This is a genomic window from Flavobacterium sp., from assembly GCF_046317795.1.
GTDB lineage: Bacteria > Bacteroidota > Bacteroidia > Flavobacteriales > Flavobacteriaceae > Flavobacterium.
Window position 1 is genome coordinate 1 of sequence record NZ_JBKCVI010000099.1, and the last position, 26,429, is coordinate 26,429.

At 33.4% G+C, this 26,429-nt stretch carries 23 protein-coding genes and 1 pseudogene; 11 read left to right on the plus strand and 13 right to left on the minus strand.

Going from position 1 to position 26,429, the window contains the following annotated elements:
* Positions 1-92: 92 nt before the first annotated feature.
* Positions 93-1,016 carry a 1,4-dihydroxy-2-naphthoate polyprenyltransferase gene (locus tag ACK5ON_RS05855; RefSeq protein WP_409820768.1) on the minus strand — a complete coding sequence of 308 codons (924 nt, stop codon included), beginning with the start codon at positions 1,014-1,016 and terminating at the stop codon, positions 93-95.
* A gap of 94 nt (positions 1,017-1,110) precedes the next feature.
* Positions 1,111-1,950 (minus strand): 1,4-dihydroxy-2-naphthoyl-CoA synthase, encoded by an 840-nt coding sequence (locus ACK5ON_RS05860; RefSeq protein ID WP_409820770.1) that lies wholly within the window; start codon positions 1,948-1,950, stop codon positions 1,111-1,113.
* Between the two features lie 126 nt (positions 1,951-2,076).
* Between ACK5ON_RS05860 and ACK5ON_RS05865 the strand changes: the two genes are divergently transcribed.
* The 4 genes from ACK5ON_RS05865 (at position 2,077) to gap (ending at position 6,575) form a co-directional block, all read left to right on the plus strand.
* Entirely contained in the window at positions 2,077-3,222 is a 1,146-nt protein-coding gene (locus ACK5ON_RS05865) for a C1 family peptidase (RefSeq protein WP_409820772.1), read from the plus strand.
* 92 nt (positions 3,223-3,314) lie between these two features.
* Positions 3,315-4,559: an MFS transporter gene (locus tag ACK5ON_RS05870; RefSeq protein WP_409820774.1), complete on the plus strand. Its 1,245-nt coding sequence runs from the start codon at positions 3,315-3,317 to the stop codon at positions 4,557-4,559.
* A gap of 101 nt (positions 4,560-4,660) precedes the next feature.
* A complete protein-coding gene (gene lipA / locus ACK5ON_RS05875; protein WP_409820776.1) occupies positions 4,661-5,533 on the plus strand; it encodes a lipoyl synthase in 873 nt (290 codons plus the stop codon).
* A gap of 22 nt (positions 5,534-5,555) precedes the next feature.
* On the plus strand, positions 5,556-6,575 hold the full coding sequence (gene gap / locus ACK5ON_RS05880) for a type I glyceraldehyde-3-phosphate dehydrogenase (RefSeq protein ID WP_409820779.1): 1,020 nt from the start codon (positions 5,556-5,558) through the stop codon (positions 6,573-6,575).
* Here the strand turns inward: gap and ACK5ON_RS05885 are convergent.
* The gene (locus ACK5ON_RS05885) at positions 6,572-7,384 is read right to left on the minus strand and encodes a purine-nucleoside phosphorylase (protein ID WP_396173851.1); all 813 of its coding nucleotides are present in this window, start codon (positions 7,382-7,384) and stop codon (positions 6,572-6,574) included. The genes gap and ACK5ON_RS05885 overlap by 4 nt on opposite strands.
* Entirely contained in the window at positions 7,356-8,375 is a 1,020-nt protein-coding gene (gene lpxK, locus ACK5ON_RS05890) for a tetraacyldisaccharide 4'-kinase (RefSeq protein ID WP_409820782.1), read from the minus strand. The genes ACK5ON_RS05885 and lpxK overlap by 29 nt, the downstream gene beginning before the upstream one ends.
* A gap of 121 nt (positions 8,376-8,496) precedes the next feature.
* Between lpxK and ACK5ON_RS05895 the strand changes: the two genes are divergently transcribed.
* The 7 genes from ACK5ON_RS05895 (at position 8,497) to ACK5ON_RS05925 (ending at position 17,466) form a co-directional block, all read left to right on the plus strand.
* Complete coding sequence (locus ACK5ON_RS05895; RefSeq protein ID WP_396173857.1) at positions 8,497-9,060, plus strand: hypothetical protein; 564 nt, start codon at positions 8,497-8,499, stop codon at positions 9,058-9,060.
* An 86-nt stretch (positions 9,061-9,146) separates the two neighbouring features.
* Entirely contained in the window at positions 9,147-10,241 is a 1,095-nt protein-coding gene (locus tag ACK5ON_RS05900; protein WP_409820784.1) for a Nif3-like dinuclear metal center hexameric protein, read from the plus strand.
* Positions 10,242-10,244: 3 nt separating this feature from the next.
* A complete protein-coding gene (locus ACK5ON_RS05905) occupies positions 10,245-11,024 on the plus strand; it encodes a zinc ribbon domain-containing protein (RefSeq protein ID WP_409820786.1) in 780 nt (259 codons plus the stop codon).
* Positions 11,025-11,067: 43 nt separating this feature from the next.
* Positions 11,068-11,904: an alpha/beta hydrolase gene (locus ACK5ON_RS05910; protein WP_409820788.1), complete on the plus strand. Its 837-nt coding sequence runs from the start codon at positions 11,068-11,070 to the stop codon at positions 11,902-11,904.
* 259 nt (positions 11,905-12,163) lie between these two features.
* A complete protein-coding gene (gene cphA, locus ACK5ON_RS05915) occupies positions 12,164-14,788 on the plus strand; it encodes a cyanophycin synthetase (protein ID WP_409820790.1) in 2,625 nt (874 codons plus the stop codon).
* A 24-nt stretch (positions 14,789-14,812) separates the two neighbouring features.
* A complete protein-coding gene (locus ACK5ON_RS05920; protein WP_396173866.1) occupies positions 14,813-15,274 on the plus strand; it encodes a DUF1569 domain-containing protein in 462 nt (153 codons plus the stop codon).
* Between the two features lie 59 nt (positions 15,275-15,333).
* The gene (locus ACK5ON_RS05925; protein WP_409820792.1) at positions 15,334-17,466 is read left to right on the plus strand and encodes a DPP IV N-terminal domain-containing protein; all 2,133 of its coding nucleotides are present in this window, start codon (positions 15,334-15,336) and stop codon (positions 17,464-17,466) included.
* Positions 17,467-17,558: 92 nt separating this feature from the next.
* Here ACK5ON_RS05925 and ACK5ON_RS05930 read toward each other — a convergent pair.
* The 9 genes and pseudogenes from ACK5ON_RS05930 to ACK5ON_RS05970 all read right to left on the minus strand — a co-directional run.
* A pseudogene (locus ACK5ON_RS05930) lies at positions 17,559-17,690 on the minus strand (asparagine synthetase B); the annotation flags it as partial.
* A 129-nt stretch (positions 17,691-17,819) separates the two neighbouring features.
* Positions 17,820-18,176 carry a type II toxin-antitoxin system HigA family antitoxin gene (locus ACK5ON_RS05935; RefSeq protein WP_396173869.1) on the minus strand — a complete coding sequence of 119 codons (357 nt, stop codon included), beginning with the start codon at positions 18,174-18,176 and terminating at the stop codon, positions 17,820-17,822.
* A gap of 2 nt (positions 18,177-18,178) precedes the next feature.
* On the minus strand, positions 18,179-18,508 hold the full coding sequence (locus ACK5ON_RS05940; protein ID WP_396173871.1) for a type II toxin-antitoxin system HigB family toxin: 330 nt from the start codon (positions 18,506-18,508) through the stop codon (positions 18,179-18,181).
* Positions 18,509-18,597: 89 nt separating this feature from the next.
* Positions 18,598-19,863 carry an asparagine synthetase B gene (locus ACK5ON_RS05945; RefSeq protein WP_396173873.1) on the minus strand — a complete coding sequence of 422 codons (1,266 nt, stop codon included), beginning with the start codon at positions 19,861-19,863 and terminating at the stop codon, positions 18,598-18,600.
* A 336-nt stretch (positions 19,864-20,199) separates the two neighbouring features.
* Positions 20,200-20,856, minus strand: coding sequence for a response regulator (locus ACK5ON_RS05950; protein ID WP_396173874.1), 657 nt, complete (start codon positions 20,854-20,856; stop codon positions 20,200-20,202).
* Entirely contained in the window at positions 20,853-21,635 is a 783-nt protein-coding gene (locus ACK5ON_RS05955) for a sensor histidine kinase (protein WP_396173876.1), read from the minus strand. Before ACK5ON_RS05955 ends, ACK5ON_RS05950 begins: the two co-directional genes overlap by 4 nt.
* Before the next feature lie 619 nt (positions 21,636-22,254).
* On the minus strand, positions 22,255-22,587 hold the full coding sequence (locus ACK5ON_RS05960) for a hypothetical protein (RefSeq protein WP_409820796.1): 333 nt from the start codon (positions 22,585-22,587) through the stop codon (positions 22,255-22,257).
* A gap of 95 nt (positions 22,588-22,682) precedes the next feature.
* On the minus strand, positions 22,683-25,259 hold the full coding sequence (gene dnaB / locus ACK5ON_RS05965) for a replicative DNA helicase (RefSeq protein ID WP_409820798.1): 2,577 nt from the start codon (positions 25,257-25,259) through the stop codon (positions 22,683-22,685).
* A gap of 140 nt (positions 25,260-25,399) precedes the next feature.
* Complete coding sequence (locus tag ACK5ON_RS05970) at positions 25,400-26,353, minus strand: acetyl-CoA carboxylase carboxyltransferase subunit alpha (protein ID WP_396173881.1); 954 nt, start codon at positions 26,351-26,353, stop codon at positions 25,400-25,402.
* Positions 26,354-26,429: the final 76 nt, after the last annotated feature.

Here is a 26,429-nt window from a genome sequence, read left to right on the forward strand (position 1 = left end):
AATAAACGGGTCAATAATGATGTGTTTTCCACTAACTTCAATTCCAATACAAGAATGACCGTAAAATGTAATATTCATGATTTTATTTTTATTTATATATAATTCACTACCATATCTGAGATGAAAAATATTAGGCACAACGACAATAATATCGAAAGAAAGAAGGTGCTTAAGGCTAATTTTTTCAATTCAGGATCCAATAATTTTGGATTTTTGTTTTTATAAACAGTTATCAAATGACTGATTAACGGAAAGTAGGCCACCACAAAAATGTATTGATCAAAATGAAAATTAGTAAGAAACGCAAAAAGCAACACCAACACCATAGCTGAAATGACTAAGAAAAAATGATATTTTTTAGCATTTTCGCCACCCATTTTAACTACAATAGTGTTTTTTCCGGCTTTTCTATCGCTTTCTTCATCACGCATATTATTTAAGTTCAAAACGCCTACACTCAAAAAACCAATAGCTGTTGCTGGTAACAATAGTAACCAATCCATACTTTTTGAAAACATAAAATACACGCCAAAAGTACTTACCATTCCAAAGAAAATAAAGACAAACAAATCTCCAAAACCTCTATAACCGTATGCTCCTTTTCCGACGGTATATCGAATAGCCGATGCAATAGCTAGTATTCCTAGCATCAAAAAGAACAAAGAATACAGGAGATAACTTTCTTTGAAGGCAAAATAAATCAACAACACCGCAAAAGTTAGTGTTATTACAGCTGTTAATCCAATTGCTTTTTTCATAGCGTTTGGCGTAATCATTCCGCTTTGAATGGCACGCATTGGCCCAACTCTATCTTTGTTATCCGTTCCTTTTACGCCATCGCCATAATCATTGGCGAAATTGGAGAGAATTTGTAACCCTAAAGTTGTGAGCAAAGCAAATGTCACAATGTTCCAATTAAACATTCCTTGCGACATCGCATAAAAACTTCCCACAATTATTCCCGATACCGAAAGTGGCAATGTTCGAACTCGAGCGGCTTCAATCCAGTGTTTCATTTTTAAATTTGTTTAAAAGTTTAAGGGTTTAAAGGTTTAAAAATTGTTTAAGAGTTTAAAGTTGTTCCGTAAATACTGCAAACTGAACACTGTTTCATGGCAACCACTTTTTTTCAAAATTCGGTTTTCTTTTTTCCAAAAAAGCATCTCTTCCTTCTTTGGCTTCTTCGGTCATGTAAGCCAAACGTGTCGCTTCGCCAGCAAAAACTTGTTGCCCAACCATGCCATCATCGGTTAAATTCATGGCGAATTTTAGCATTTTTATGGATGTTGGCGACTTTGCTAAAATTTCTTGCGCCCATTCATAAGCGGTATCTTCTAACTCGTCATGAGGAATTACTGCGTTTACCATTCCCATTTCAAAAGCTTCTTGAGCGTTATAATTTCTACCTAAAAAGAAAATCTCACGCGCTTTTTTCTGTCCAACCATTTTGGCTAAATAGGCCGAACCATAGCCGCCATCAAAACTCGTTACATCAGCATCAGTTTGTTTAAAAATAGCATGTTCTTTACTTGCCAAAGTCAAATCACAAACCACGTGCAAACTATGACCGCCACCAACTGCCCAACCGGGAACTACAGCTATAACGGCTTTTGGCATAAACCGTATCAATCGTTGCACATCCAAAATATTCAATCGGTGATACCCATCATCGCCCACGTATCCTTGTTGACCGCGAGCTTTTTGATCGCCACCACTGCAAAACGAATACACACCATCTTTAGAACTTGGTCCTTCGGCAGAAAGCAAGACTACGCCAATGGAGGTATCTTCTTGTGCATCATGAAACGCTTGTAACAATTCGGATGTGGTTTTCGGACGAAATGCATTGCGAACATCGGGACGATTAAATGCTATTCTTGCAACGCCATTGCATTTTTTATAGGTGATATCTTCAAACACTTTAGCGGTTTGCCATTGTATTTTACTCATAAACAAAGGTTTTAGTATGATTTCTTATTTTTTTCGTTAAAAAAACAGTGCAAGAAAAGAATTGCATTATTTTAGCGTAAAAATAAATCATTTTTAACTCAAATTCTAAAACTCAAAGGAATACTTATGAATAAATCTTATTTTACCTTATCATTACTGCTAGCTAGTTTGTTAGGATTTTCACAGCCCTATACATTTCAAATTTTAAAGGACATCCAAGCTACTCCTGTTGTCTCTCAAGGTCAAACGGGTTCGTGTTGGAGTTTCTCTACCACTTCTTTTTTAGAAGCTGAAATTATTCGTTTGACAGGCAATAAGATTGACCTGTCTGAAATGTATACAGTGCGCAATACTTATCTTGATAAAGCCGAAAACTATGTCATGCGACAAGGAAAAGCACAGTTTGGAGAAGGCGGATTAAGCCACGACGTAATCAATAGCGCCCGAAAATATGGCATTGTTCCTGAAAGTAGTTTTAATGGAAAAACAAATCCTGATTTAAAGTACGACCATTCTAAAATGGTTGCCGAATTAGAGGCGGTTGTTAAAAAAGCGGTAGCAGAAACGCCAAAAAAATACCCAAATTGGAAAGAAGATTATGTTGCCATTCTAGACAAATATATGGGAAAATTTGATGAAAACACTAAGTTTGTTTGGGCTGACTTAAGTTTAGATAAAAAAGTAGTATCAGAGGAAAATAAGCTTACTCCTCAGCAATTTTTAAGTACAACTAAACTTAATTTAGATGATTATGTTACCATTACTTCGTTTACAAATCAAACGTTTTACACTCCATTTATTTTAAGTATTCCCGATAATTTTGCTAACGGAAGTATGTATAACGTGCCTTTAGATGAATTTATACAAAACATTGATAATGCTTTAGATAAAGGTTTTACGTTAGCATTAGATACTGATGTAAGCGAAAGTACTTTTTCAGGTCAATATGGTATTGCTGTTATTCCAGAAAACGACACGGATTCTAAAACCATTTTAACAGAAATTAACCCCGAAAAAAAGATTTCTCCTGATTATCGTCAAGCGGAATTTGAAAATTACAACACACAAGACGACCACTTAATGCATATTATTGGGAAAGTTATAGACCAAAAAGGAAACCACTATTACAAAGTAAAAAACTCTTGGGGAACAAATTCGGGGAAAGAGGGATTTGTTTACATGAGTATTCCATACATAAAATTAAAAGCTATTTCGGTAATGGTGCATAAAGATGGGTTAACCAATAAAACTAAAAAAGTTCTGGGTATATAGCAAGATTAAGGATAATTTGACTAGTCCCAAGTAATCGATACAGATTATTTAGGACTAGTCATTGTTATAATTATAAAATTCAAACTCTACCAATGAAACAATTTACACGTCAAGAAAAATTCAAAATCCTCTTTAGTTTTCCTGTAATTATTGCAGCTCTTGGCTATTTTGTCGACATTTATGACTTATTGCTTTTTGGCATTGTTCGAATTCAAAGTTTAAATGATTTGCATTTGGATGCCGATAAAGTAGGCACTATGATCATCAATTTCCAGATGACGGGAATGATTGTAGGCGGAGTTTTGTGGGGAGTTTTTGGCGATAAAAAAGGACGGCTATCGGTTTTGTTTGGCTCTATTTTGATGTATTCGTTAGCCAATATTGCATGTGGACTTTTACCCCAAATTAATTTTGGTGATAAAGCCATGATTTATGCTTGGTTGCGATTTATTGCCGGCGTTGGATTAGCTGGAGAATTGGGAGCCGGAATTACTTTAGTTTCAGAAACATTACCCAAAGAACTTCGCGCTATTGGAACTTCTATAGTAGCTGGTTTTGGCGTTTTAGGCGCAGTGGTAGCTCATTTTACAGTAGAACTTTCGGGCAGCTGGTCAACAGCGTATCTTATTGGTGGCGGTTTAGGTTTGGCCTTATTAGTGTTGCGCATTAGAGTGGCAGAAAGCGGCATGTTTAAATCGGTTAAAGAAAATTCAAAAATTAAAAGAGGTAATTTTTTATCCCTATTGACCAATAAAACTCTTTTTATTAAGTACATGAAATGTATTTTTATTGGCGTTCCTATATGGTATTGCATTGGAATATTGGTTTTTATGGCCAATCAATTTGCTCCTGAAATGGGCATTACCAAAATAGACCCTGCAAAAGCTATTGTTTGGACCTATACTTTTGGCTCGATTGGCGACTTTGCAAGTGGTTTTATTTCTCATTTGTTGCATTCCCGAAAGAAAACAATTCTCTACATGATGTTATTTACAGCATTAGGTGTTGGTTTATTACTTTTTGGTGGAACTAAAAGTGAAAATACCTACTATTTCTTTTGTGCCTGGATGGGTTTGAGTACTGGATTTTGGGCCATGTTTGTTACTTTGGCTGCCGAACAATTTGGAACTAATTTGCGAAGCACTGCCACCACCAGCATTCCTAATATGGTTCGTGGTTGCGTTCCTTTAATGTTAATTGGATTTGACTATCTAAAAATTACCCAAAGTGTAATAACTTCTGCTGCAATAGTTGGTGTCATCGTTTTTATCCTTGGAATTTATTCTGTAATAACTATTAGTGAAACCCATAACAAGCACATGGATTTTGTGGAATAATAAAATATTTATATGTATTATTTAGAGTATAAAAATTAGAGTTTCCATAACTATTGTTCTACGATTTACCTTTGTATCTTTGTACCGCAAAAATTTGGAAAATGGAAACTGTTTTAGATAATAACTTACCTATTGGTGGTAAGCCAAAATGGCTAAAGGTTAAGTTACCTATTGGTCAAAAGTATACTGAACTTCGCGGTTTAGTTGATAAATATAAACTAAATACCATTTGCACCTCGGGTAGTTGTCCTAATATGGGTGAATGTTGGGGAGAAGGCACTGCAACCTTCATGATTCTAGGGAATATCTGTACGCGTTCTTGTGGTTTCTGTGGTGTGAAAACGGGCAGACCTGAAACAGTGGATTGGGATGAACCTGAAAAAGTGGCGCGTTCAATCAAAATTATGAAAATCAAACACGCCGTTATCACTAGTGTAGATAGAGACGATTTGAAAGATATGGGTTCTATCATTTGGTTGGAAACCGTGCAGGCCATTCGCAGAATGAATCCAGAAACGACTCTGGAAACACTTATTCCAGACTTTCAAGGTGTAGAAAGAATTATAGATAGAATTATAGAAGCCAATCCCGAAGTAGTTTCTCATAATGTAGAAACCGTTCGCAGATTAACTCGAGAAGTTCGAATTCAAGCAAAATATGATAGGAGTTTGGCAGTTCTTAACTATTTGAAACAGCAAGGTATCAAGAGAACTAAATCGGGAATAATGCTTGGCCTAGGAGAAACCGAAGAAGAAGTAATTCAAACCATGCAGGATTTGAGAGATAACAATGTGGATATTGTTACAATAGGTCAATATTTGCAACCCAGTAAAAAACACTTACCTGTAAAAGAATTCATCAGACCGGAACAGTTTGAGAAATACGAAAAAATTGGAAAAGAAATGGGTTTCCGTCATTTAGAAAGTGGTGCATTGGTGCGTTCGTCTTATCACGCGGAGAAACATATTCTATAAAATGTTTAAACAATTTTAAACTTTGAATAAAACAAAAATTGCCATCAATGGTTTTGGAAGAATAGGAAGAAATTTGTTCCGATTGCTTTTAAAACACCCAACGATTGAAGTAGTTGCCATTAATGATATTGCCGATAACCGTACAATGGCGCATTTGATAAAGTACGACAGTATACATGGTGTTTTGCCTTGTGCCGTTTCCTTTGATAATACTTCTATAATTGTTGACGGAAAATCATATTCTTTTTTTCATGAAAAAGAAATTAGCAATCTTAATTGGAAAGATATTGATTTTGTGGTGGAATGTACTGGGAAATTTACCTCTCTTGAAGAAATTAATAAACACATTCTGGCTGGAGCCAAAAAAGTAATACTCTCCGCACCATCTGAAGTACCCGAAATTAAAACTGTCGTTCTTGGTGTAAATGAATATATCTTAGACGGAACAGAAACCATTGTTTCCAATGCCAGCTGCACAACCAACAATGCTGCACCGATGATTAAAGTAATCAACGAACTTTGTGGCATTGAACAAGCTTATATCACCACTGTTCACTCCTACACTACTGATCAAAGTTTGCATGACCAACCCCATAAAGATTTACGTCGCGCTCGCGGTGCAAGTCAGTCTATTGTTCCTACTACAACTGGTGCAGCCAAAGCACTCACCAAAATTTTTCCAGAAATGGAAGGTAAAATTGGCGGTAGCGGCATCCGAGTTCCTGTTCCCGATGGTTCATTGACAGATATTACTTGTTATGTAAAAAAACAAGTTTCTATTGAACAAATAAATAGAGCGTTTAAAATAGCGTCTGAAACTAACTTAAAAGGAATAGTAGCTTATACCGAAGATCCTATTGTTTCGGTTGATATTATTGGCAATTCGAATTCGTGTCTTTTTGATGCTCAATTAACTTCTGTTATCGGTAAAATGGTAAAAGTAGTAGGTTGGTATGACAATGAAATTGGGTATTCTAGTAGAATAATAGATTTGATTTTATTGATGGAAAACAACGTTTTATTAAAAAATAAAATCTGTTAGTATTGAAGAATCAACTCTTTAATCAATTGTCTGACTTTTGGTTCTGCAGCATTTGCAGCTTTTAATACTTCTTCATGAGTAATGCTTTCTAAATATTCTTCACTACCAATATCTGTAATTACAGAAATTCCAAAAGTCTCTAAATCCATATGGCGTGCAACGATTACTTCGGGAACGGTTGACATTCCAACACAATCGGCACCCAAAACTTTTACCATTTTGTACTCATGCAAGGTTTCAAAAGTCGGCCCTTGCAATCCCATATAAACCCCATCAAAAACTTCAATATTTTGAGCAATTGCAATTTCTTTAACCTTGGCAATCATTTTCACGCTATAAGGTTCACTCATATTAACAAATCTTGGTCCAAAACGTTCGTCATTTTTTCCTCTCAACGGATGTTCAGGCATCATATTGATGTGGTCTTTGATCACCACAATGGAACCCACTTTATAATTGGGATTTACACCACCAGAAGCATTAGAAACAATCAATTTTGTTACGCCTATATACTTCATGACACGAACTGGAAAAGTTACTTCTTGCATGGAATATCCTTCGTAGTAATGAAATCTGCCTTGCATGGCTACAACCTTTTTATTCCCAATGGTTCCAAAAACCAAAGCGCCTTTATGACCTGCAACTGTTGAAACAGGAAAGTTTGGAATTTCATGATAGGGCAATATAAATTCAATTTTTAAATCATCGGTAAAACTCCCTAATCCTGAACCTAAAATCACACCATATTCTGGAGTAAAATTGGTTTTGTTTTTTATAAAATTAACGGTTTCTTGTACAAGTTCCCACATAGTTTAAAATTGTTTTATCAAAAGATTCCTGATTATCCACAAACTTGCTTTTGATAGGTAAAAAATATAATTGTTTTGCTAAAATTTCAGCGTCCAAACGTACAAAATCCTTTTCGGTTGTGACTATAATTTTATCTTTGGCTTTGTTTTTTATGACTGAAATATCGCTTTCGCTAAAATGATGATGATCGGGAAATGACATAAAATCATCTCCTTCTTTTTGCAAATAATCAAAAAACGGTTTTGGCTTAGCAATTCCGGCTAACAAAACTTTTTCTTTTGATTTAATTTCCGAAACTTCTAACGTGTTATTTTGATTATAAATTTTGTCATCGTATTCAATACAACTGAAAAAAATAGGAATAGCAAGACCAATTTTGTTTTTAATAGTTTCCTGTTCAAGTTCAGAAATTGTTGGCGGACATTTAGTGACAATTATCATGTTGGCTCTTTTAGCGCCATTACTACTTTCGCGAAGGTTTCCTGTAGGCAGCATAACATCATCACAATACAAATCGTCATACGAAGTCAAGAGAATGTAAAATCCCGCTTTCACTTTGCGGTGTTGAAAAGCATCATCAAGCAAAATGACTTCGGGTTTATCCTTTGCAGATATTAATTTTTCAATCCCATTTTTCCTATCAATATCAACTGCAACTTGAATATTGGGAAACTTTTTATAATATTGATAAGGTTCATCACCTAGTAATGCTGCATTAGCGTTGGCATCAGCCAAAACAAAACCTTCCGATTTTCTTTTATAACCTCTACTCAACGTGGCGGCTTTATATTTTGGTGAAATTAACCGAATTAAATATTCAATTTGAGGTGTTTTTCCAGTACCACCAGTACTTAAGTTTCCAACAGCAATAATTGGAATGTCAAAAGAATAGGATTTTAGTATACCTTTATCATAAAGATAATTTCTAATTGAAGTGATAAAGCCATACAGTATGGCAAAAGGGAAAAGAATTTTTCGCAACAAAATCATAGTACGAAAATAGAGAATTTGCCTCGAATACGATAATGAAATGTAGAATTTTAATAAAAAAGATTTTATCTTTGAAAAGTTTCAATTCAAAAAAACTAATTGAATTTATAGGAGTTTAACAATGAAAATATTTTATTTTTTAATCACTCTGTTTTTTATCAATACGGTCTCTGTTTTCTCACAAGAAATAGAGAATGCCGCTATATTAAAAGTCATTTTTACAAAATATTATAAAACCGAAAAAGTAATTGTCAAAGGCAGATTACAACTCCTTAGTTTCTATTGCAATAAAGCACCTAATAATGAAGAAGTGATTGAAGTCATTTCGGGAAATGAATTGTTAAAAAAAAATGCAGCCGAAATAAAAAAACAAATTGTATTTGTCAATGAAAACTGGTCTGAGGCCTACAATCTATTATTTGACAATCAAAATCAATATCTAAAAAGTAAAGTCAACGCTTGTGTAACATTAGAAGAATTTCAAGAAATTTCAAAACAATACGGCGAAAACAATCAAAGATTACTCATTGTAAATAAACCCATTTACTTTTTAAAAAATCAATTTGCTTTAGTTAAAGTAGCTTTTTACAGAAACATCGAACACAACAGCGGGCGATTTCTATTGCTTGAAAAAGTAAATGAACAATGGATTATCAGAGAATATTTAAATGAATGGGCAACATAGGAAGTGTTCAGTATTCAGTTTCAGTGTTCAGTTGCTGAGTTCAGTTGGAGGAAGGAAGTTGTTATTTAGCAAAAAAAAATGAAAAAATGAAAATAAAAGAAATACTCTCAATCCTAGAAGAAATGGCACCTTTGGCCTATGCCGAAGATTTTGATAATGTGGGTTTGCTCGTTGGCGATTCCAATACCGAAGCCACAGGAATATTGGTTTGCCACGATGCTTTGGAAAGCGTTATTGACGAAGCCATTACCAAAAAATGTAACTTAGTAGTTTGCTTCCACCCTATTATTTTCTCAGGTTTAAAAAAAATCACAGGTAAAAATTACGTCGAACGCGCGGTGCTCAAAGCCATCAAAAACGACATTGCCATTTATGCTGTTCACACTGCTTTGGACAATCATAAACATGGTGTCAACAAAATATTCTCGAATGCTTTGGGATTAATCAACACTAAGATACTCGTTCCTAAACAAAATTTTATTCAAAAACTGGTTACTTACACCATTCCCGAAAATGTTGAAGCATTACGAAATGCCTTGTTTGAAGCTGGTGCTGGAAAAATTGGCAACTATGAAGATTGCAGTTTCAATTCCAAAGGCATCGGAACTTACATGGGTAACGAAGACAGCAATCCCGAAATAGGCGAACGTTTTGAATTTGTAGAAAATGAAGAAATCAAAATTGAAGTGACTTTTGAAAAACATTTGCAAAGCAATATTTTAAAAGCACTTTTTAAAAATCATGTATACGAGGAAGTTGCTTATGAAGTGTATGATTTACAAAACACGCATCAAACCATTGGTTTGGGAATGATTGGCGAGTTGGAAAAACCCATGAGTGAAAACGACTTTTTAGCTTTTGTCAAAGACAAAATGCAATGCGGTGGTATCAGACATAGTATTTTGTTGGGAAAACCAATAAAAAAAGTAGCGGTTCTTGGCGGTTCGGGAAGTTTTGCCATTAGCAATGCCAAACAAGCTGGAGCTGATATTTTTTTAACCGCAGATTTAAAGTACCACAACTTTTATGAAGCTGAAAATCAATTGGTTTTAGCCGACATTGGTCACTTTGAAAGCGAAAGATTTACAAAAAATTATATTGTTGATTTTCTTAAGAAAAAAATCCTTAATTTTGCCATCATTTTTTCGGAAGAAAATACAAATCCAGTTAAGTACTTATAAAATATGGCGACTACAAAAGAACTAAGTGTTGAAGACAAATTAAGAGCTATCTACGACCTACAAATCATAGATACTAGAATTGATGAAATCAGAAACGTTAGAGGTGAATTACCTTTAGAAGTGGAAGATTTAGAAGATGAAGTAACCGGTTTAAGCACTCGTTTAGATAAATTAAAAAGTGATTTAGTTCTAATTGAAGAACAAATTAAAACCAAAAAAAATGCAATTGATGAACATCAAGCCGCAATAAAAAAATACACTACACAACAAAAAGAAGTTCGCAATAACAGAGAATTCAACTCATTGACGAAGGAAGTGGAATTTCAAGAATTGGAAATTCAATTAGCCGAAAAGCAAATCAAAGAATTGAAAGCTACTATCGAACACAAAAAAGAAGTAATTGCTACTTCTAAAGAAAAATTAGAGCAGAAAACATTGCACTTAAAGCATAAAAAAGCGGAGCTAAATGATATCATGGCTGAAACTCAAAAAGAGGAAAGCTTTTTAACTGAAAAATCCGCTGAGTATGAAGCTTTAATAGAAGAAAGATTATTAGCTGCCTACAAAAGAATTCGTTCAAGTGTTCGCAATGGTTTAGCAGGAGTATCAATAGAGCGTGGCGCATCGGCAGGTTCATTTTTTACGATACCACCACAAATACAAGTAGAAATTGCTGCTAGAAAAAAAATAATTACTGATGAACATTCAGGAAGAATTTTAGTAGACTCTGCCTTAGCAGAAGAAGAAAAAGAAAAAATGCAAAAATTATTTGCTCACTTATAATAACTTAATCCCGTCACATTCGGCAAACGAGACGGGATTTTTTATGAAGAAAATTCAATATTACATTCTTACCAAATCAATTGGGCTGTATCTAAACATGCTTAGTTTCTTTAATGAAGAGAAAGCAAAAAATAGTGCTTACACCCTTTTTAGTCAACCTCGAAAAGGAAAAATTAAAAAAGAAAAGCTGCCCAAAACATTACAAAAGGCAACATTCGAAACTTTTCAATACTTAGATGATAATTTTCAAACCTACATTTGGAAAGGTGACAAAAACATCATTCTTTTAATTCATGGTTGGGAAAGCAACTCTTCAAGATGGAAAAAGTTATTACATCATCTAAAACCCCGAGGAAACACTATAATAGCCATTGATGGGCCAGCACACGGATTGAGTGAAGGCAAAGAGTTTAATGCACCAAAATATGCCGAATTTATCAATGTCGTAACTCAAAAATACCAAGCTCAAACCATCATTGGACATTCTATTGGTGGTGCAGCCATCGCTTACTATCTTCACAAATACAAAAATCCTTTGATAGAAAAAGTAGTTCTACTCGGTTCTCCATCTGATTTTAAAATTTTGAGCGATAATTATGTTTCCCTTTTAAGTTTGAATAAAAAGATTAAAATACGGCTAGAAAATTATTACCAAGAAAAATTCAATATTCCTATTGATGATTTCTCAGGACATCAATTTGCTAAAACCTTTACTCAAAAAGCGTTTATCGCACATGATACTCATGATAAAGTGGTTCTCGTTGAAGAAGGTCGCAAATATGCAAGCACATGGAAAAATGCAATTTATTATGAAACTACTAACTTAGGACATAGTATGCACGACGCTGATTTGTATCAAAAAATTGTCGATTTTATTTAAGGAGCGAAAAGTTCGGGCGTTTTTAGCTACCATTTTCCTGCTTTCCGCGTTACACGGTAACCAGCTCCAATCAGGGCTAGACAGTAATGGTATTGCTATTTCAGCCATCTAAAATTCTGAAAATCAATTAATACCAAGATTTAGCACCCATATTGATACAACTTTTTGCCATTTCTGTAAAAAAATTACTTTTCAACAATAAAAATTCCCTATTTTTAACAAAATCATTACTACTTACATTTACAAATTATTCCCAATCATGAAAATAGATAAAATTCAAGCACTTCGTGGACCAAACATTTGGAGTGTACAACGCAAAAAATTAATCCAAATGCGTCTTGACTTGGAAGAGATGGAACAATTACCAACCAATAAAATTGAAGGTTTTCGGGAACGAATAGAAGCCATGTTCCCAACCATGATTGAGCATCGCTGTTCAGAAGGGACTCGTGGAGGTTTCTTTTCACGCATCGAACGTGGCACTTGGATGGGACATGTAATTGAGCATATCGCATTAGAAATTCAAACATTGGCTGGAATGGAAACGGGTTTTGGACGAACTCGTGAAACTAAAACGCCAGGAATTTATAATGTGGTTTTCAGCTATACCGAAGAAAATGTGGGACTATTTGCTGCTGAAAGTGCTGTAGCCATTGCCGAGGCATTGATTGCCGGTAATGATTATGATGTTGAAGCTGATATTCAAAAAATGCGCGAAATTCGGGAACGCGTACGTCTTGGTCCTAGCACAGGAAGTATTGTTGAAGAAGCTGTTGCTCGAGATATTCCCTGGATACGTTTGGGTACAAATTCTTTGGTACAATTAGGTTATGGCATCAATCAAATGCGTTTTCAAGCTACTATTACCTGTAAAACGAGTAGTATTGCCGTTGATATCGCTTGCAATAAGGAACAAACCAAAAGAATGCTTGATTTAGCTTCTATTCCTGTGGCTAATGGGGGAATTTGTGTTGATGAAGAGGATTTGACTGATGTAATCAAAAAAATTGGTTACCCAATTGTGATAAAACCATTAGATGGAAATCATGGAAAAGGTGCTTCTATTAATGTAAAAAAATGGGAAGATGCTGTTGAAGGATTAGCGTATGCCAAAAAATACAGTCACCGAGTGATTGTGGAAAAATTTATTACTGGCTATGATTTTAGAGTTTTGGTGATTGATAACAAACTCGTTGCGGCGGCAAAAAGAGAACCTGCGCACATAAAAGGTGATGGAATTCAAACAATTCAACAACTAATAGACGAAACAAATCTTGACCCAAAACGTGGCTATGGTCATGAAAATGTATTAACTCAAATTGATGTGGATAGAGACACTACCGATTTATTGGAAAAACTAAATTACACCTTAGAAACTGTTCCAAAAAAAGGAGAAGTGGTTTATCTAAAATCAACAGCAAATTTAAGCACTGGTGGAACATCGATTGATGTGACCGACATGATGCATCCCGAAAATATTTTTCTTTGTGAACGGATTTCACGTGTTATAGGATTAGACATTTGCGGTGTAGACATTATGGCCGAAAATTTAACACAACCCCTCAAAGAAAATGGCGGATGTATTCTAGAAGTAAATGCGGCTCCAGGATTCCGAATGCACCTAGCTCCTTCTGAAGGATTGCCAAGAAATGTGGCTGCTCCCGTTATTGACATGCTTTATCCTCCGGGTAAACCAAGTCGTATTCCAATCATTGCCGTGACTGGAACCAACGGTAAAACAACCACCACTCGATTATTGGCTCATATTGTAAAAAATAATGGCTATAAAGTTGGTTTTACTACATCAGATGGAATTTATGTACAAAACCACATGATGGAAAAAGGAGATACAACCGGACCTATTTCTGCCGAATATATCTTGAAAGACCCAACGGTAGAATTTGCAGTGCTTGAAACAGCACGTGGTGGAATTTTACGCTCAGGATTGGGATTTAGTCGATGTGATATTGGAATTATTACCAACATACAAGAAGATCATTTGGGATTGAGCGATATTCACACCTTAGACGATTTAGCACGTGTAAAAGCTACTGTAGTCAGAAGTATTAAAAAAGACGGCTGGGCCATTTTAAATGCCGAAGATGAGCAATGTTTAAAAATTGCAAATGAGTTAAGTTGCAATGTGGCCTACTTTAGTATGGATGAAAACAATCCTAAAGCAAAGCAGTTTTCTAAAGAAGGTAAAATTGTAGCCGTATACGAAAACGGATACATTACCATCAAAAAAGGAGAATGGAAAATTCGCGTTGAAAAAGCTTCTCATGTTCCTTTAACCATGGGTGGAAAAGCAAAATTCATGATAGCAAATGTCTTAGCCGCAACACTCGCAAGTTATTTACAAGGATTCAAAACCGATGACATTAGTTTGTCATTACAAACTTTTATTCCTAGCGCTGCTCAAACTCCTGGTCGAATGAACGTTTTTGAATTCAAAAAATTTAAGGTTTTAGTTGATTTCGCTCATAATCCGGCAGGTTATAGAGGTATTGAAGATTATTTAAGTACTATTGAAGCTACCAAAAAAATCGGAATCATTGCCGGTGTTGGTGACCGTCGTGACGAAGATATTAAAGAATGTGCAACCATTGCGGCACGAATGTTTGACCATATTATTATTCGTCAAGAAAAACATTTGCGAGGCAGAACCGAAGAGGAAATCATTGGTTTAATCATGGAAGGTATTGCTGAAAGTGGAAGAACAGTAACTCATGAAATTATCAAAAAAGAAGTGGAAGCAATCAAACACGCTATAGATAATGCCGAAGAAGGAAGTTACATTACCGCACTTAGTGATGTTGTGACCAATGCCATCAATATTGTTCAAGAATATTTAGATAAAGAAAATGAAGGTAATGACGATTAAGAATTATAAAAAATAAAATTTTACATGACCAAATTATCCCAATGTATTGACCAACTTGAAAAAAAGATTATACTGCATGAAAAAATAAACCTTGCTGTTTCACAATCCTCTATTGGTTGGCATATTGACCATAGTTTATTAGTCATTAATGGAATAGTGGCACAATTAAAAAATTCTAATCCAAATCAATATAAATGGCGATTTAATTTGTCTCGATTCTATATTCAAACGATTAATAAAATTCCTAGAGGAAAAGGAAAAGCACCTAAAATAGTTCAACCAACAGAAACAACCTCAACAGATGGATTAATTGCTAAACTAGAGTTAGCAAAAAAAAATAGCCACGAACTGGAAAGTCTTGATCCAAAGTGTTATTTTGCTCATCCCTATTTTGGTAATTTGAATGTGAAAAAATCAATTTGGTTTCTAGAACTTCATACCAAGCATCATTTGAAAATTATAGAAGATATTTCTCTTAATCCATAATATTTTCATCTCCAACCTGTATTTTTAAATATATTTACGTTCAATTAAAAAAGTACTTCATGAACAAAAAGATTTTACTCCTCGTTTGCTTTTTAGTGGCATATTCAACTCAAGCCCAGTTAAAAAAATTCAGCTTAGAAGAAGCCGTTTTACAACAAAACAGAAAATTTGGCGCCGATAAATTAACCGGTTTTCAATGGATACCCAATTCCAATACTTATATTTATTACACCGATTCTTGGACAAAAATGATGAGTGCCAATGTGACAAAAAAAGATGCCGTTGAATTGGTAAAACTTAACGACATCAATACCGCACTTGGAACTAAATTAAAAAGTTTCTTTGGGGTACAATGGATTGATTCAACTACCATTTTAATTTCTGAAACAGGAAAGTATTACAGTTATAACATCAATACTAAATTAGGAAAACTTATTCAAGAAGTTCCAGAAACTGCCGAAAATCAAACCTTTGATGACGCAAAAATAAATGTAGCATTTACAGAATCAAACAATTTATACTACTTTAATAAAAATAAAGAGAAGATAACAGTTACCAATAATTTAGATAAAAATATTGTTTCAGGACAAACCATTTCTAGAAATGAATTTGGCATTAATGAAGGCATTTTTTGGTCGCCGCAATCAACGTTTCTAGCATTTTATCAAAAAGACGAAACAGATGTTGCCGATTATCCATTATTGAACATCAATGAAACTCCTGGGAAATTGGTAAATATTAAATATCCAATGATTGGTCAAAAATCAGAAAAAGCAAGCGTTGGAATTTACAATTTGGCTACACAAAAAACAGTTTTTATTTTGCCAAGAGGAAATACCGATGATTATTTGACAAACCTCACTTGGTCACCAGATGAAAAATACCTACTTATTGCTGCGTTAAATCGTGGTCAAAATAATATGAATTTGGATTTATACGATGCTTCAACAGGTTCGTTTATCAAGACACTTTTTAATGAAAAAAATAATGCTTGGGTTGAACCAGAACATCCTGCATTTTTCCCAAACAATAAATCAAATAACTTCGTTTGGATTTCCGAAAAAGACGGATTTAACAACCTTTATTATTATTCTATTGACGGAAAATTAATCAAACCACTGACTACCAATAAATTTCCAACTCGCGAAATTATTGGAGCAAATTCAGCTGGAAACGAAATTTATTTCAAAGCAACTGGTGAAAAAGGCATTAATATGTTGGTGTATAAAGTTGATTTAAAAGGAAAACAAACCTTGATTACCAAAGACGAAGGTGTTCATAACGTGATGGTTTCTACTGATGGAAATTGGATTTTTGATGAATATTCAAATCATTCCACACCATCAAAATCATTATTATATGATAAAAAGGGCAAGGCAATCACTTTACTCGAAAGTAAAAACAAATTTGAAGGTTACGAAATGGGTTCGGCAGAAATCAATATCATCAAAGCTGCTGATGGCACAACCGATTTATACACACGATTAATCAAACCGAGTAATTTTGATTCTTCAAAAAAATATCCCGTTCTAATTTATGTTTATGGCGGACCACATGCACAAATGATCACCAATTCTTATCTCGATGGTGCTAACCTTTGGATGTATTGGATGGCAGAACAAGGATATTTGGTTTTTACAGTTGACAATCGCGGTTCAGACAATCGCGGATTTGCATTTGAAAGTGTAATTCATGGAAGATTAGGTGTTAACGAAATGGAAGACCAATTAAAGGGTGTTGACTACTTAAAATCATTGCCCTATGTAGATGGTAATCGTTTAACGGTTCATGGTTGGAGCTATGGCGGATTTATGACAACATCGTTAATGCTAAGAAAACCAGACACTTTCAAAGTGGGTGTCGCCGGTGGACCAGTAACCGATTGGAAATACTATGAAATCATGTATGGCGAACGTTACATGGACACACCAGCCGAAAACCAAAAAGGATTTGATGAAGCATGTGTGATGAATTATGCCAAAGATTTGAAAGGAAAACTGCTCTTAATTCATGGAACAAGTGATGATGTGGTTGTAGAACAGCATAATCTTTCGCTAGTTAAGAAATTCGTTGAAGTAGGAAAACAAGTTGATTATTTTCCCTATCCAATGCATAAACACAATGTACTAGGTAAAGACAGAGTACACTTGATGACTAAAGTGTTGAATTACATTATTGAGAATAATAAGTAGTCAAGACTGCAACAATAAAATCCCAAATTCCAATGTCTCACTGAGCTTGTCGAAGTGTATTGGAATTTGGTATTTTTTTTGGAATTTAAATTCTATGTCTTCTGAGGTTTCTTTCTTGCCGCGGGAAACAATACATTATTCAAAATCAATCGGAAACCTGGAGAGTTTGGATGCTAATCTAAAAAAGTTGACTCATTTCCCAGTCGATGTTGGTAATCCTCAGGTTTGAAATACATACGCAAACCTTGTAACAAATATTCTTCCTTACCCTACATAGAGCAACGAGGAATGCTAACAGTTAAACCAAAGAGATTGAAAATTACAGAAGACATTAGAAATCAATAAGATACTATTTATGCTGTATGTAAAAAAACTTCTGCTGGAATACTAAAATAGTTTTTGAGTTTCTGTGCCATTTTTAAAGTTATTTCACGTTTTCCAGATAAAATTGCCGAAACATGCCCTTTGCTCCCAATGATGCTCTCTAAATCTTTGGCTTTTAAACCTTGTTCTTCCATTTTATATTTAATCACTTCCAAGGCATCCAAGGATGGTAATTGAAAATGTTTATCATCATAATCTTTTACCAAAACCAATAACAATTCTAATTCATCATTTTGGGGGGAATTGACTTCCGATTGAAAAATTTCCATCAATCGTAATGAAGCTTTATTATAGTCTTCTTCCGTTTTTAGCACTTTCCAGTTCATTGTTATTTTGTTTTAAAATTTAAAATATTAGTATCAAATAAAACAGTTTCCACTTTTATTTTATCATATTCCTTGTGTGTGCCAAACCAAATTACATAACATGCTTTTTGGATAAAATTCACTGAAATCAATAAACGAAAATCATTCCCTTTGATATTAAAAACAACCCTATTATTGTTTATTATACTAGCGTTGCCATAGATTTTTTTTAATTCATTAAAATTTTGAAATTCCATTTTAGAAAACTCTGCGTGCCAAATTAACAATTGTGTTTTAGCTAATGGGTAATTAGCTATATAATACAAAATTGTTTTTTTGACCAAAATTTTCATTGGTCAAAGATATAAAAAGTTTTCAATTTGCAAACTTTATTATAAAGAAAATACAATATAAAAAAAAATGATACTATTGGCGCTATAAACTAAGTCTTCTGAGGTTTCTTTCTTGCCGCGGGAAACAACACATTATTCAAAATCAATCGGAAACCGGGAGAGTTTGGATGTAAGTCTAAAACGGTGGGCTCATCGCCTACTCTATGCTGATAATCTTCGGGATCATGACCGCCATAAAAAGTGAAAAATCCTTTTCCTTTTTGACCATGAATATAACGTGCTTCGTCATTAAGTTCATTTTTTCCTAAAGTCAGCACACTCGATTTAATTAGATTACTATCAAAAGAAGTGGTTTGTCCCATAAAACCTTTAACCAATTGGGTGTGGTTTTGGCATAACATAGTTGGAATTACATCCCATTTGGCTGAGAACTCCATTAAAGTGAAATAGTCTTTCTCAAAAGGAATTCTGCGTTTTTCTGTCATATCAATATCTGAAAACTCATAACGCTCTGGTCTTCTTTCTAAAATAAAATCTTTGAAAGCGAAGGTTTTTCGATAATCTATTTTCGATTGGTAATTTGGTTCGCTATCATCACCATCAAACATGGGCTCACAAATATCAATACCTTCGGCAGCCAATGCAATATCAAAACTATCGGTTGCCGAGCACATGGCAAACATAAAACCACCGCCAATAACAAAATCTCTAATCTTTTTGGCCACAGCCAGTTTATCTTGAGATACTTTAGCAAAACCTAATTTAGCGGCTAATGCTTCGGCATCCTTTTTCTGTTCTATGTACCATGGTGCATTTCTATAGCCACCATAAAATTTACCATATTGTCCAGTAAAATCTTCATGATGCAAGTGCAACCAATCGTATAAAAGTAATTGATCACTCAAAACTTCTTCATCATAAACGACCTTAAAAGGGATTTCGGCATACGTCAAAACCATCGTTACGGCATCATCCCATGGCTGCTTTCCTGGTGGCGAATACACAGCAATTTTTGGTGCTTTTTCTAAAACAACAGTCTCTGTATTTTGTGAAGGGCTGGAAATTTCAGCTAAAATTGATTGCATCTCGGCATCGGATAAAATCTCAAAACTCACGCCACGAATTTGACATTCTTTTCTAATTTCGGAAGCATCGGGCAAAAGGAAAGAACCGCCTCGGTAATTTAATAACCAACTGGCTTTGAATTGTTTGTCCAATGCCCAATAGGTAATTCCATATGCTTTTAGATGATTTTTTTGAGTGGATTCATCCATTGGCAACAAGATGAAATTCGCATTGACTATAGAAAAATAGAGCAATCCAACTAACAAAAAAATGGTCTTTATATAATTCATTGGTAATAAAATAATACTAATCGAAGATACGCCTTTTATCAGTATAATAAAAAATAAAAAATCATAAAAAATTTCTAAAAAACAGGTAGAATTACGTATAGCTGACTAAATTATTCCTTTTATTTTTGACAAATAATAATTACATAAATTTTTATTTCACATGGAAGATCCAATCAAAAGTTTAAGTATAGTTAGTAAAATAGGGTTAGTAATATTAGCTGTTCTAATTGTAATTAGTTGTATAATAAGTATAGATATCATTATAAGTTAAATTGAGACTGAACTTGTAATTGTGGTGAACGTGAGCTTTATTTTATAATAGACTCACGTTTTTTTTTATAAAATAACTATTTTATTTTGAATCGCAAAAACAACCAAACCTGCACTATTTTGCGAATCTGTTTTTAATAACAAGTTATTCCTGTGACCTTCAACAGTTCTTGGACTAATAAATAACTTATCAGCTATTTGCTGAGTACTATTTTGATAACATATTAATTCTAAAATTTCTCTTTCTCTTTTTGTTAAAATAATATCCTCAAAAAAAATATTTTTTCTATTATTAGTAATTAAATTTTCTTGAATTACATTCAATACCTCTTCGTTGTAGTAAAATCCTTTTTCGATTACTTGATTAATTGTAGTAATCATTTCTTCAGGAGATGAGTTTTTAACAATGTAAGAGGCAGCGCCAATTTCAATCATATTTGCTATAAAAGATTTTGTATTGTAACTTGTTAAAGCGATGATTTTAATGGAAGGAAATTCTTTATTAATAAGTTTTGTAGCCTCAACTCCATTTAGCATTGGCATTTTTAAATCCATTAGTATAATATCGGGATGAATTGAGCTCGATTTTAGGTATTCTACAACTTCACTTCCATTATTTGCTTCATAAAGAATTTGGATATTATCCTGCCTTTGCAGTAAAAAACTAATACCTTTCCGAAACAATTCTTCATCATCTGCTAAAAGCAATTTTATCTTATTCATAAATCATTAAAGATTATTTTAATTTCAAATCCATTTTTTGGAGCTGTTTTTATAAAATACTTGCCATTGAGCAAACCTATCCTGCTATCAATGTTGATTAAACCCATTCCTTTCTTGTCTTCAGAAATTTTAAAACCAATTCCATCATCAGTATAGAGTAAGCAAAAAGTGTCTTTTTCTCTAAAAAAAGTTATATTAATTGTATTAGCAACTGCATGTTTAAGTGTATTATGAAGTAATTCTTGTAAAACCCTGAAAAGCCCAAGTTGTGTATTTTTATTAAATTCATTTAAATTTAATTGGTTAGAATACTGAATATCGAATTGATTTGTTGATTTAAATTCAACAATTAATTCTTGAATTCCTGCTTCAAGTCCAAATTTTTCAAAAACTGGAGGAAATAAATCATGGGCAATTCTTCTTGAACTTTCTAATGCAGTCGATGTTAATTTATTAATATTTGCCGTTATTTCTTTAATTTCTGAAACAGATAAATTTGGACTAATTAACAAATGACTATTTAAAGAAACTATATTTAATTTTGAACTAATTTCATCATGCAAATCCTGAGCAATTCTTTTTCGTTCTGTTTCCTGAGTTAAAATAACCGTTTTTAAAATTTCCTTCTGATAATTAACTTCTAAGTTCCTTTTTTCTATTTCTTGTTTGATGATTTTTTTTCGTGAAAAATAAAAAAAAAATATTAACACTGTGGCCATCGTCATGAAAGCTAAAAAAGTATAAATAAAAATTCTAATTATTTCAGACTTGGTCTCCATTGTTTAGATAAAGGGTAAATATCTTTAAATATTAATAACTGATAAACTACATAAATGTACTCATTAAAACTCCATATAATATCAAAAACGTAATTTCCATCTATAAGTAAAAGCAAATTACCTGTTAAGAAAACTAAAGTGCTTCCGAAAAGATAAATTAACAATCCTAAATTGATGTAATAAAACTTTTTATCTTGGTTTAATAAATTATATAGATGAAATGTAGTATAAATAACTAAAGGCAATGAAGTTATAAAAATTTCAAATGGATTAAATATATAAAAATCAAGAGGATAGCTATAATAATAAATAATAAGACTTGTTATAACTAATGGAGTAATTATCTTAATTAATAACTTTTGTTTTAAATCTATCAATAATAAAAAGTAAAAATAACTTAATATAAGAAACTGTATAACAAAATAAAAATGGGTTAAAAAAATATTATGTATTTTTAGTTTAGATGTTACAAATGAAGCTATTTGAATTATAGCCATAATTAAAAGATAAAAAGCAAAAACTTTGTAAGTCTTTGCTTTTTTACTCATACTTATAAAAAATAAGAAACAATTAATTAGCAATAATATAAGTCCAAGTATTATAATCACTTACTCAGCATTTATTGTTTTTCTTGAGAATCAAGATTAAAAAGAGGACTTGTTACATCGCAAGTTTTCGGACAAGGACTAGTCATATCGTATATAAAATTTCCTTTTTGAGCATTAATTAAATCGTTACCATTTTCATCTACCCCAACAATCATTAATTTTTCCATTTGCATAATAGGATCATATCCCAAATAGGCTCTAAAATCTGCAACTCCTTCTTGATTTAATAATTGAGTCATATCTATTTTTGGGATTAGATATGCTATGACTCCATCAGGATTAGCTTTTCTGTAAAGTTGTGCCCATTCTTTAGCTTCTTTTAAATCTATTGCATTATTTGACATAATTAATCTCGTTTTATTGTTAATAATACTCAAAATTAACAATAAATTTTAATAAAATCAAAAAATGTTAAAAAAACAGGTGTTTTTACGTAGTACTAAAACGGGACATCACTATCGTCATCTTCGCTATTGAAATTGCTTCCAAAAGCTTCGTTAGCAGAAGGTAAATTTTTAGTCATGAATGGATTATCATCATGGTTCATTTTGGATGGTAAATCATCAAAAGCGCTACCAAAACTTTCAAGATTATCAAATTTACCCAGTTGACTAATAAACTTCAATCTAATGTTTTCAAGCGAACCGTTTCTGTGTTTAGCAATGATAAATTCCGCTTGGCCAGTTGTTGGAGTTTGATCTTCATCATCCCATTCATCAATTTTATAATATTCTGGACGATAAATAAAGGATACAATATCGGCATCTTGCTCAATGGCACCCGACTCACGGAGGTCAGAAAGCAATGGTCTTTTACTAGAACCACGAGTTTCTACTGCACGCGATAATTGAGATAATGCAATTACAGGAACTTCTAATTCTTTCGCCAATGCTTTTAGATTTCGGGAAATGGTAGAAATTTCTTGTTCACGGTTTCCAACACCTTTTCCATTGCTTCCTCCAGCGGTCATCAATTGAAGGTAATCCACTATAATTAATTTTATGCCATGTTGCGACGACAAACGACGGGCTTTAGCTCTCAAATCGAAGATAGAAAGCGAAGGTGTATCATCAATATACAGAGGCGCTTTTTCTAAATCTTTTACTTTGGTAGATAGCTGTTCCCATTCGTGTTTTTCTAATTTACCTGTTCTCAATTTTTCGGAAGGCAAACCAGTTTCCGATGAAATCAAACGCGTAATTAACTGTACCGATGACATTTCTAATGAAAATAACGCTACGGGATGTCCAAAATCTATAGCCATATTTCGAGCCATTGACAAAACAAAGGCAGTATTGTGCGTTACAGTACAATCTTCTAAAAGAAATAATCTATTACCATCTATTTCAAAACCATAATAATCATCAATCCTATCATATTCAACTTTAATTCCAGTTACTTTCCAATCCACTTTAGATTTCCATTCTCGGGCTTTTTTTCTCTCCACTTTTGTTGGAATATCATTTAGATTTCCAAATATCCTTAGTCTAAAAGCTTCTCCTTGAAATCCAGATGATTTAATTGAAGTTCTTTTCTTTCTAACCGAGGTTCTAAAACCCAAACTATCACAAAGAAATTTTATTTGATTTAGTAAATCTTCATTTCTTTGAACAATTTCAAAACAATTAAATTCAGAGGTATAATAGCCATCAGAGTCTATAATTCCTGCCAATAATTGTAACCTATTTTCAGTTGAATTAATTAAATATTGATTTGGAATATGTTTGTTTTGCAGTACTCCTAAAGTTCTTAATTCAGTTTGAATACAGGATGTAAATTCTACGGAAGTAAATTTGTTTTTATTTACAATAGCATAATTGTTAGTTCTATCTTTTTGTTCATATACAACCAATTCACTTTCTAAGCGAGTGGCATAATCGTTTAAATATTCTATAATCTCTTCATCAACATTTGTAATTCTTTGACTGTATGAATGCCCATCGCCAAGCCAAAGACCAAGATAATAGGGTTCTAAAGGAAGTTCTTTTTCTTTAAATTCAACACCAACTTTATACCCTTTATAATTTGATTTGAATTTTTTCGATTTTTCTAAATAGTCTTTAACTGTTATATTTAGAATATCGCCTTGCTTATGAGTTCCCTCGTTTCTACTTCTTTTTAAAGATAAAATATGGCTCTCATTTACTCTATAAGACATGGCTTTATTTTGATGAATCCAATACATTTTTTCTTGTCCACGAGCAATGGAAAGCACTTTTCTTGGAGTAGAATCATCACCCATTAATAATTCATTTTCAGAAATATCTTCTACATTTTTAAGAGAACCATCATATAGTAAAACTTTAGTGCCTTTTCCTAAACATTTTCCCATTCCCGGCCTTGCAGCAATAATGATTAAATCACTTGGTTGCCAACCCGAAGTTATTTTATCCAATTTTTCAAAACCAGTGGCAATTCCACTCATTCCCTCTTTATTGGCAATATCTTCAATTCTTTTTTTGGCTTGAATTACTAAACTTTGTGCAGTTTCGGAACTTCGTTTGATGTTTCCTTGTGTAACTTCATACAATTTGGTTTCTGCTTTATCAAGCAAATCAAAAACATCGGTAGTTTCATCATAGGACTCTTCAATAATTTCAGATGAAATTTTGATTAAGCTACGTTGTATGTATTTTTGCAGAATAATTCTGGAATGAAACTCAATATGTGCCGAAGAAGATATCTTTTGGGTAAGTTGAATGAGGTAAAAATCACCTCCTGCCAAATCTAGCTTTGCCGTCTTTTTTAACTGTGCCGAGACTGTTAATAAGTCAATGGGTTGAGAGTCTGTGAATAACTGAAAAATAGCTTCAAAAATATGCTTGTGTGCCTCTTTATAAAAAGCATCGGGTTGCAAAATATCAATAACCTCATCAACTCCTTTTTTATCAATCATCATAGCACCTAGTACAGCTTCCTCTAAGTCGAGTGCTTGCGGTGGAAGCTTCCCTTTTTCTAGGTTAATTATCGTAGTTTTATCTACTTTTATTGGGTTTATATTTCTGAGATTTTCCATGAAACGAAAGTAACTATTTTGTGAAAATTATTTGGATTGAGTTATACAAAGGCAATGTTGATAAGTTTCTGTTTTCTGTTAATAACCAAAAAAAAATCCGAAACTGTAGGGCTTCGGATTTATATTTAATTTATAAGATTTTACTCCTTATACTCGCCCATCTTGCTGTATTTGTCCATCCTTTGCGCCACTAATTGTTCTGTTGATAAATCTTTTAATTCATGATACGCTTTCATGATGTATTGCTCCACAGTTTTAAAAGTAGTTTCTTTATCGTAATGAGCTCCACCTAATGGCTCTGGGATAATATCGTCGACTAATTTTTGTTTTTTCATGTCAGTTGATGTCAGTTTCAAAGCTTCGGCGGCTTGTTCTTTGTATTCCCAACTTTTCCATAAAATAGAAGAACATGACTCAGGTGAAATTACTGAATACCAAGTGTTTTCCATCATCAAAACCCTGTCGCCTACACCTATCCCTAATGCGCCACCAGAAGCACCTTCGCCAACGATAACACAAATAATTGGCACTTTAAGACGACACATTTCAAAAATATTTCTGGCAATGGCTTCTCCTTGTCCTCTTTCTTCGGCTTCCAATCCAGGATATGCTCCTGGAGTATCAATTAAAGTAACAACTGGAATATTGAATTTCTCTGCCATTTTCATCAAGCGCAGTGCTTTTCTATATCCTTCAGGATTGGCCATCCCAAAATTACGCAACTGACGCATCTTGGTATTAATCCCTTTTTGTTGTCCGATAAGCATAAACGATTGTCCGCTTATTTTACCTAGACCGCCAATCATGGCTTTGTCATCTTTAAAACTTCTATCACCAAACATTTCTAAAAAAGTACCTTTAGTCAAATTGGTAATATGCTCTAAAGTATAAGGTCTGTTGGGATGACGAGACAACTGAACCCGTTGCCAAGCCGTTAAGTTTTTATAGATTTTCTTTTTAGTTTCTTCTAATTTTTTTTCAATTTGTTTGCAAGTTGAGGAGACATCAACATTGGACTCGGCTCCGATTACCTGACATTTATCGAGTTGTTCTTCTAATTCTTTGATTGGAAGTTCAAAATCTAAATATTCCATAGGGTTGTTAGTTTTGTTAAATCGAACAGCAAATATAAAATTTTATATTGTGATAAAAAGCACATTCAATGGATTA

Coding starts and splice junctions, on each gene's coding strand:
- ACK5ON_RS05910 (WP_409820788.1), top strand. CDS start 11,068: ATGAAGAAAATTCAATATTACATTCTTACCAAATCAATTGGGCTGTAT.
- ACK5ON_RS05900 (WP_409820784.1), top strand. CDS start 9,147: ATGAAAATAAAAGAAATACTCTCAATCCTAGAAGAAATGGCACCTTTG.
- ACK5ON_RS05945 (WP_396173873.1), bottom strand. CDS start 19,863: ATGAATTATATAAAGACCATTTTTTTGTTAGTTGGATTGCTCTATTTT.
- lpxK (WP_409820782.1), bottom strand. CDS start 8,375: ATGATTTTGTTGCGAAAAATTCTTTTCCCTTTTGCCATACTGTATGGC.
- ACK5ON_RS05955 (WP_396173876.1), bottom strand. CDS start 21,635: ATGGAGACCAAGTCTGAAATAATTAGAATTTTTATTTATACTTTTTTA.
- ACK5ON_RS05940 (WP_396173871.1), bottom strand. CDS start 18,508: ATGAAAATTTTGGTCAAAAAAACAATTTTGTATTATATAGCTAATTAC.
- ACK5ON_RS05970 (WP_396173881.1), bottom strand. CDS start 26,353: ATGGAATATTTAGATTTTGAACTTCCAATCAAAGAATTAGAAGAACAA.
- dnaB (WP_409820798.1), bottom strand. CDS start 25,259: ATGGAAAATCTCAGAAATATAAACCCAATAAAAGTAGATAAAACTACG.
- ACK5ON_RS05925 (WP_409820792.1), top strand. CDS start 15,334: ATGAACAAAAAGATTTTACTCCTCGTTTGCTTTTTAGTGGCATATTCA.
- ACK5ON_RS05920 (WP_396173866.1), top strand. CDS start 14,813: ATGACCAAATTATCCCAATGTATTGACCAACTTGAAAAAAAGATTATA.
- cphA (WP_409820790.1), top strand. CDS start 12,164: ATGAAAATAGATAAAATTCAAGCACTTCGTGGACCAAACATTTGGAGT.
- ACK5ON_RS05855 (WP_409820768.1), bottom strand. CDS start 1,016: ATGAAACACTGGATTGAAGCCGCTCGAGTTCGAACATTGCCACTTTCG.
- ACK5ON_RS05870 (WP_409820774.1), top strand. CDS start 3,315: ATGAAACAATTTACACGTCAAGAAAAATTCAAAATCCTCTTTAGTTTT.
- ACK5ON_RS05905 (WP_409820786.1), top strand. CDS start 10,245: ATGGCGACTACAAAAGAACTAAGTGTTGAAGACAAATTAAGAGCTATC.
- ACK5ON_RS05950 (WP_396173874.1), bottom strand. CDS start 20,856: ATGAATAAGATAAAATTGCTTTTAGCAGATGATGAAGAATTGTTTCGG.
- lipA (WP_409820776.1), top strand. CDS start 4,661: ATGGAAACTGTTTTAGATAATAACTTACCTATTGGTGGTAAGCCAAAA.
- ACK5ON_RS05865 (WP_409820772.1), top strand. CDS start 2,077: ATGAATAAATCTTATTTTACCTTATCATTACTGCTAGCTAGTTTGTTA.
- ACK5ON_RS05935 (WP_396173869.1), bottom strand. CDS start 18,176: ATGAACTGGAAAGTGCTAAAAACGGAAGAAGACTATAATAAAGCTTCA.
- ACK5ON_RS05895 (WP_396173857.1), top strand. CDS start 8,497: ATGAAAATATTTTATTTTTTAATCACTCTGTTTTTTATCAATACGGTC.
- ACK5ON_RS05960 (WP_409820796.1), bottom strand. CDS start 22,587: ATGTCAAATAATGCAATAGATTTAAAAGAAGCTAAAGAATGGGCACAA.
- ACK5ON_RS05885 (WP_396173851.1), bottom strand. CDS start 7,384: ATGTGGGAACTTGTACAAGAAACCGTTAATTTTATAAAAAACAAAACC.
- ACK5ON_RS05860 (WP_409820770.1), bottom strand. CDS start 1,950: ATGAGTAAAATACAATGGCAAACCGCTAAAGTGTTTGAAGATATCACC.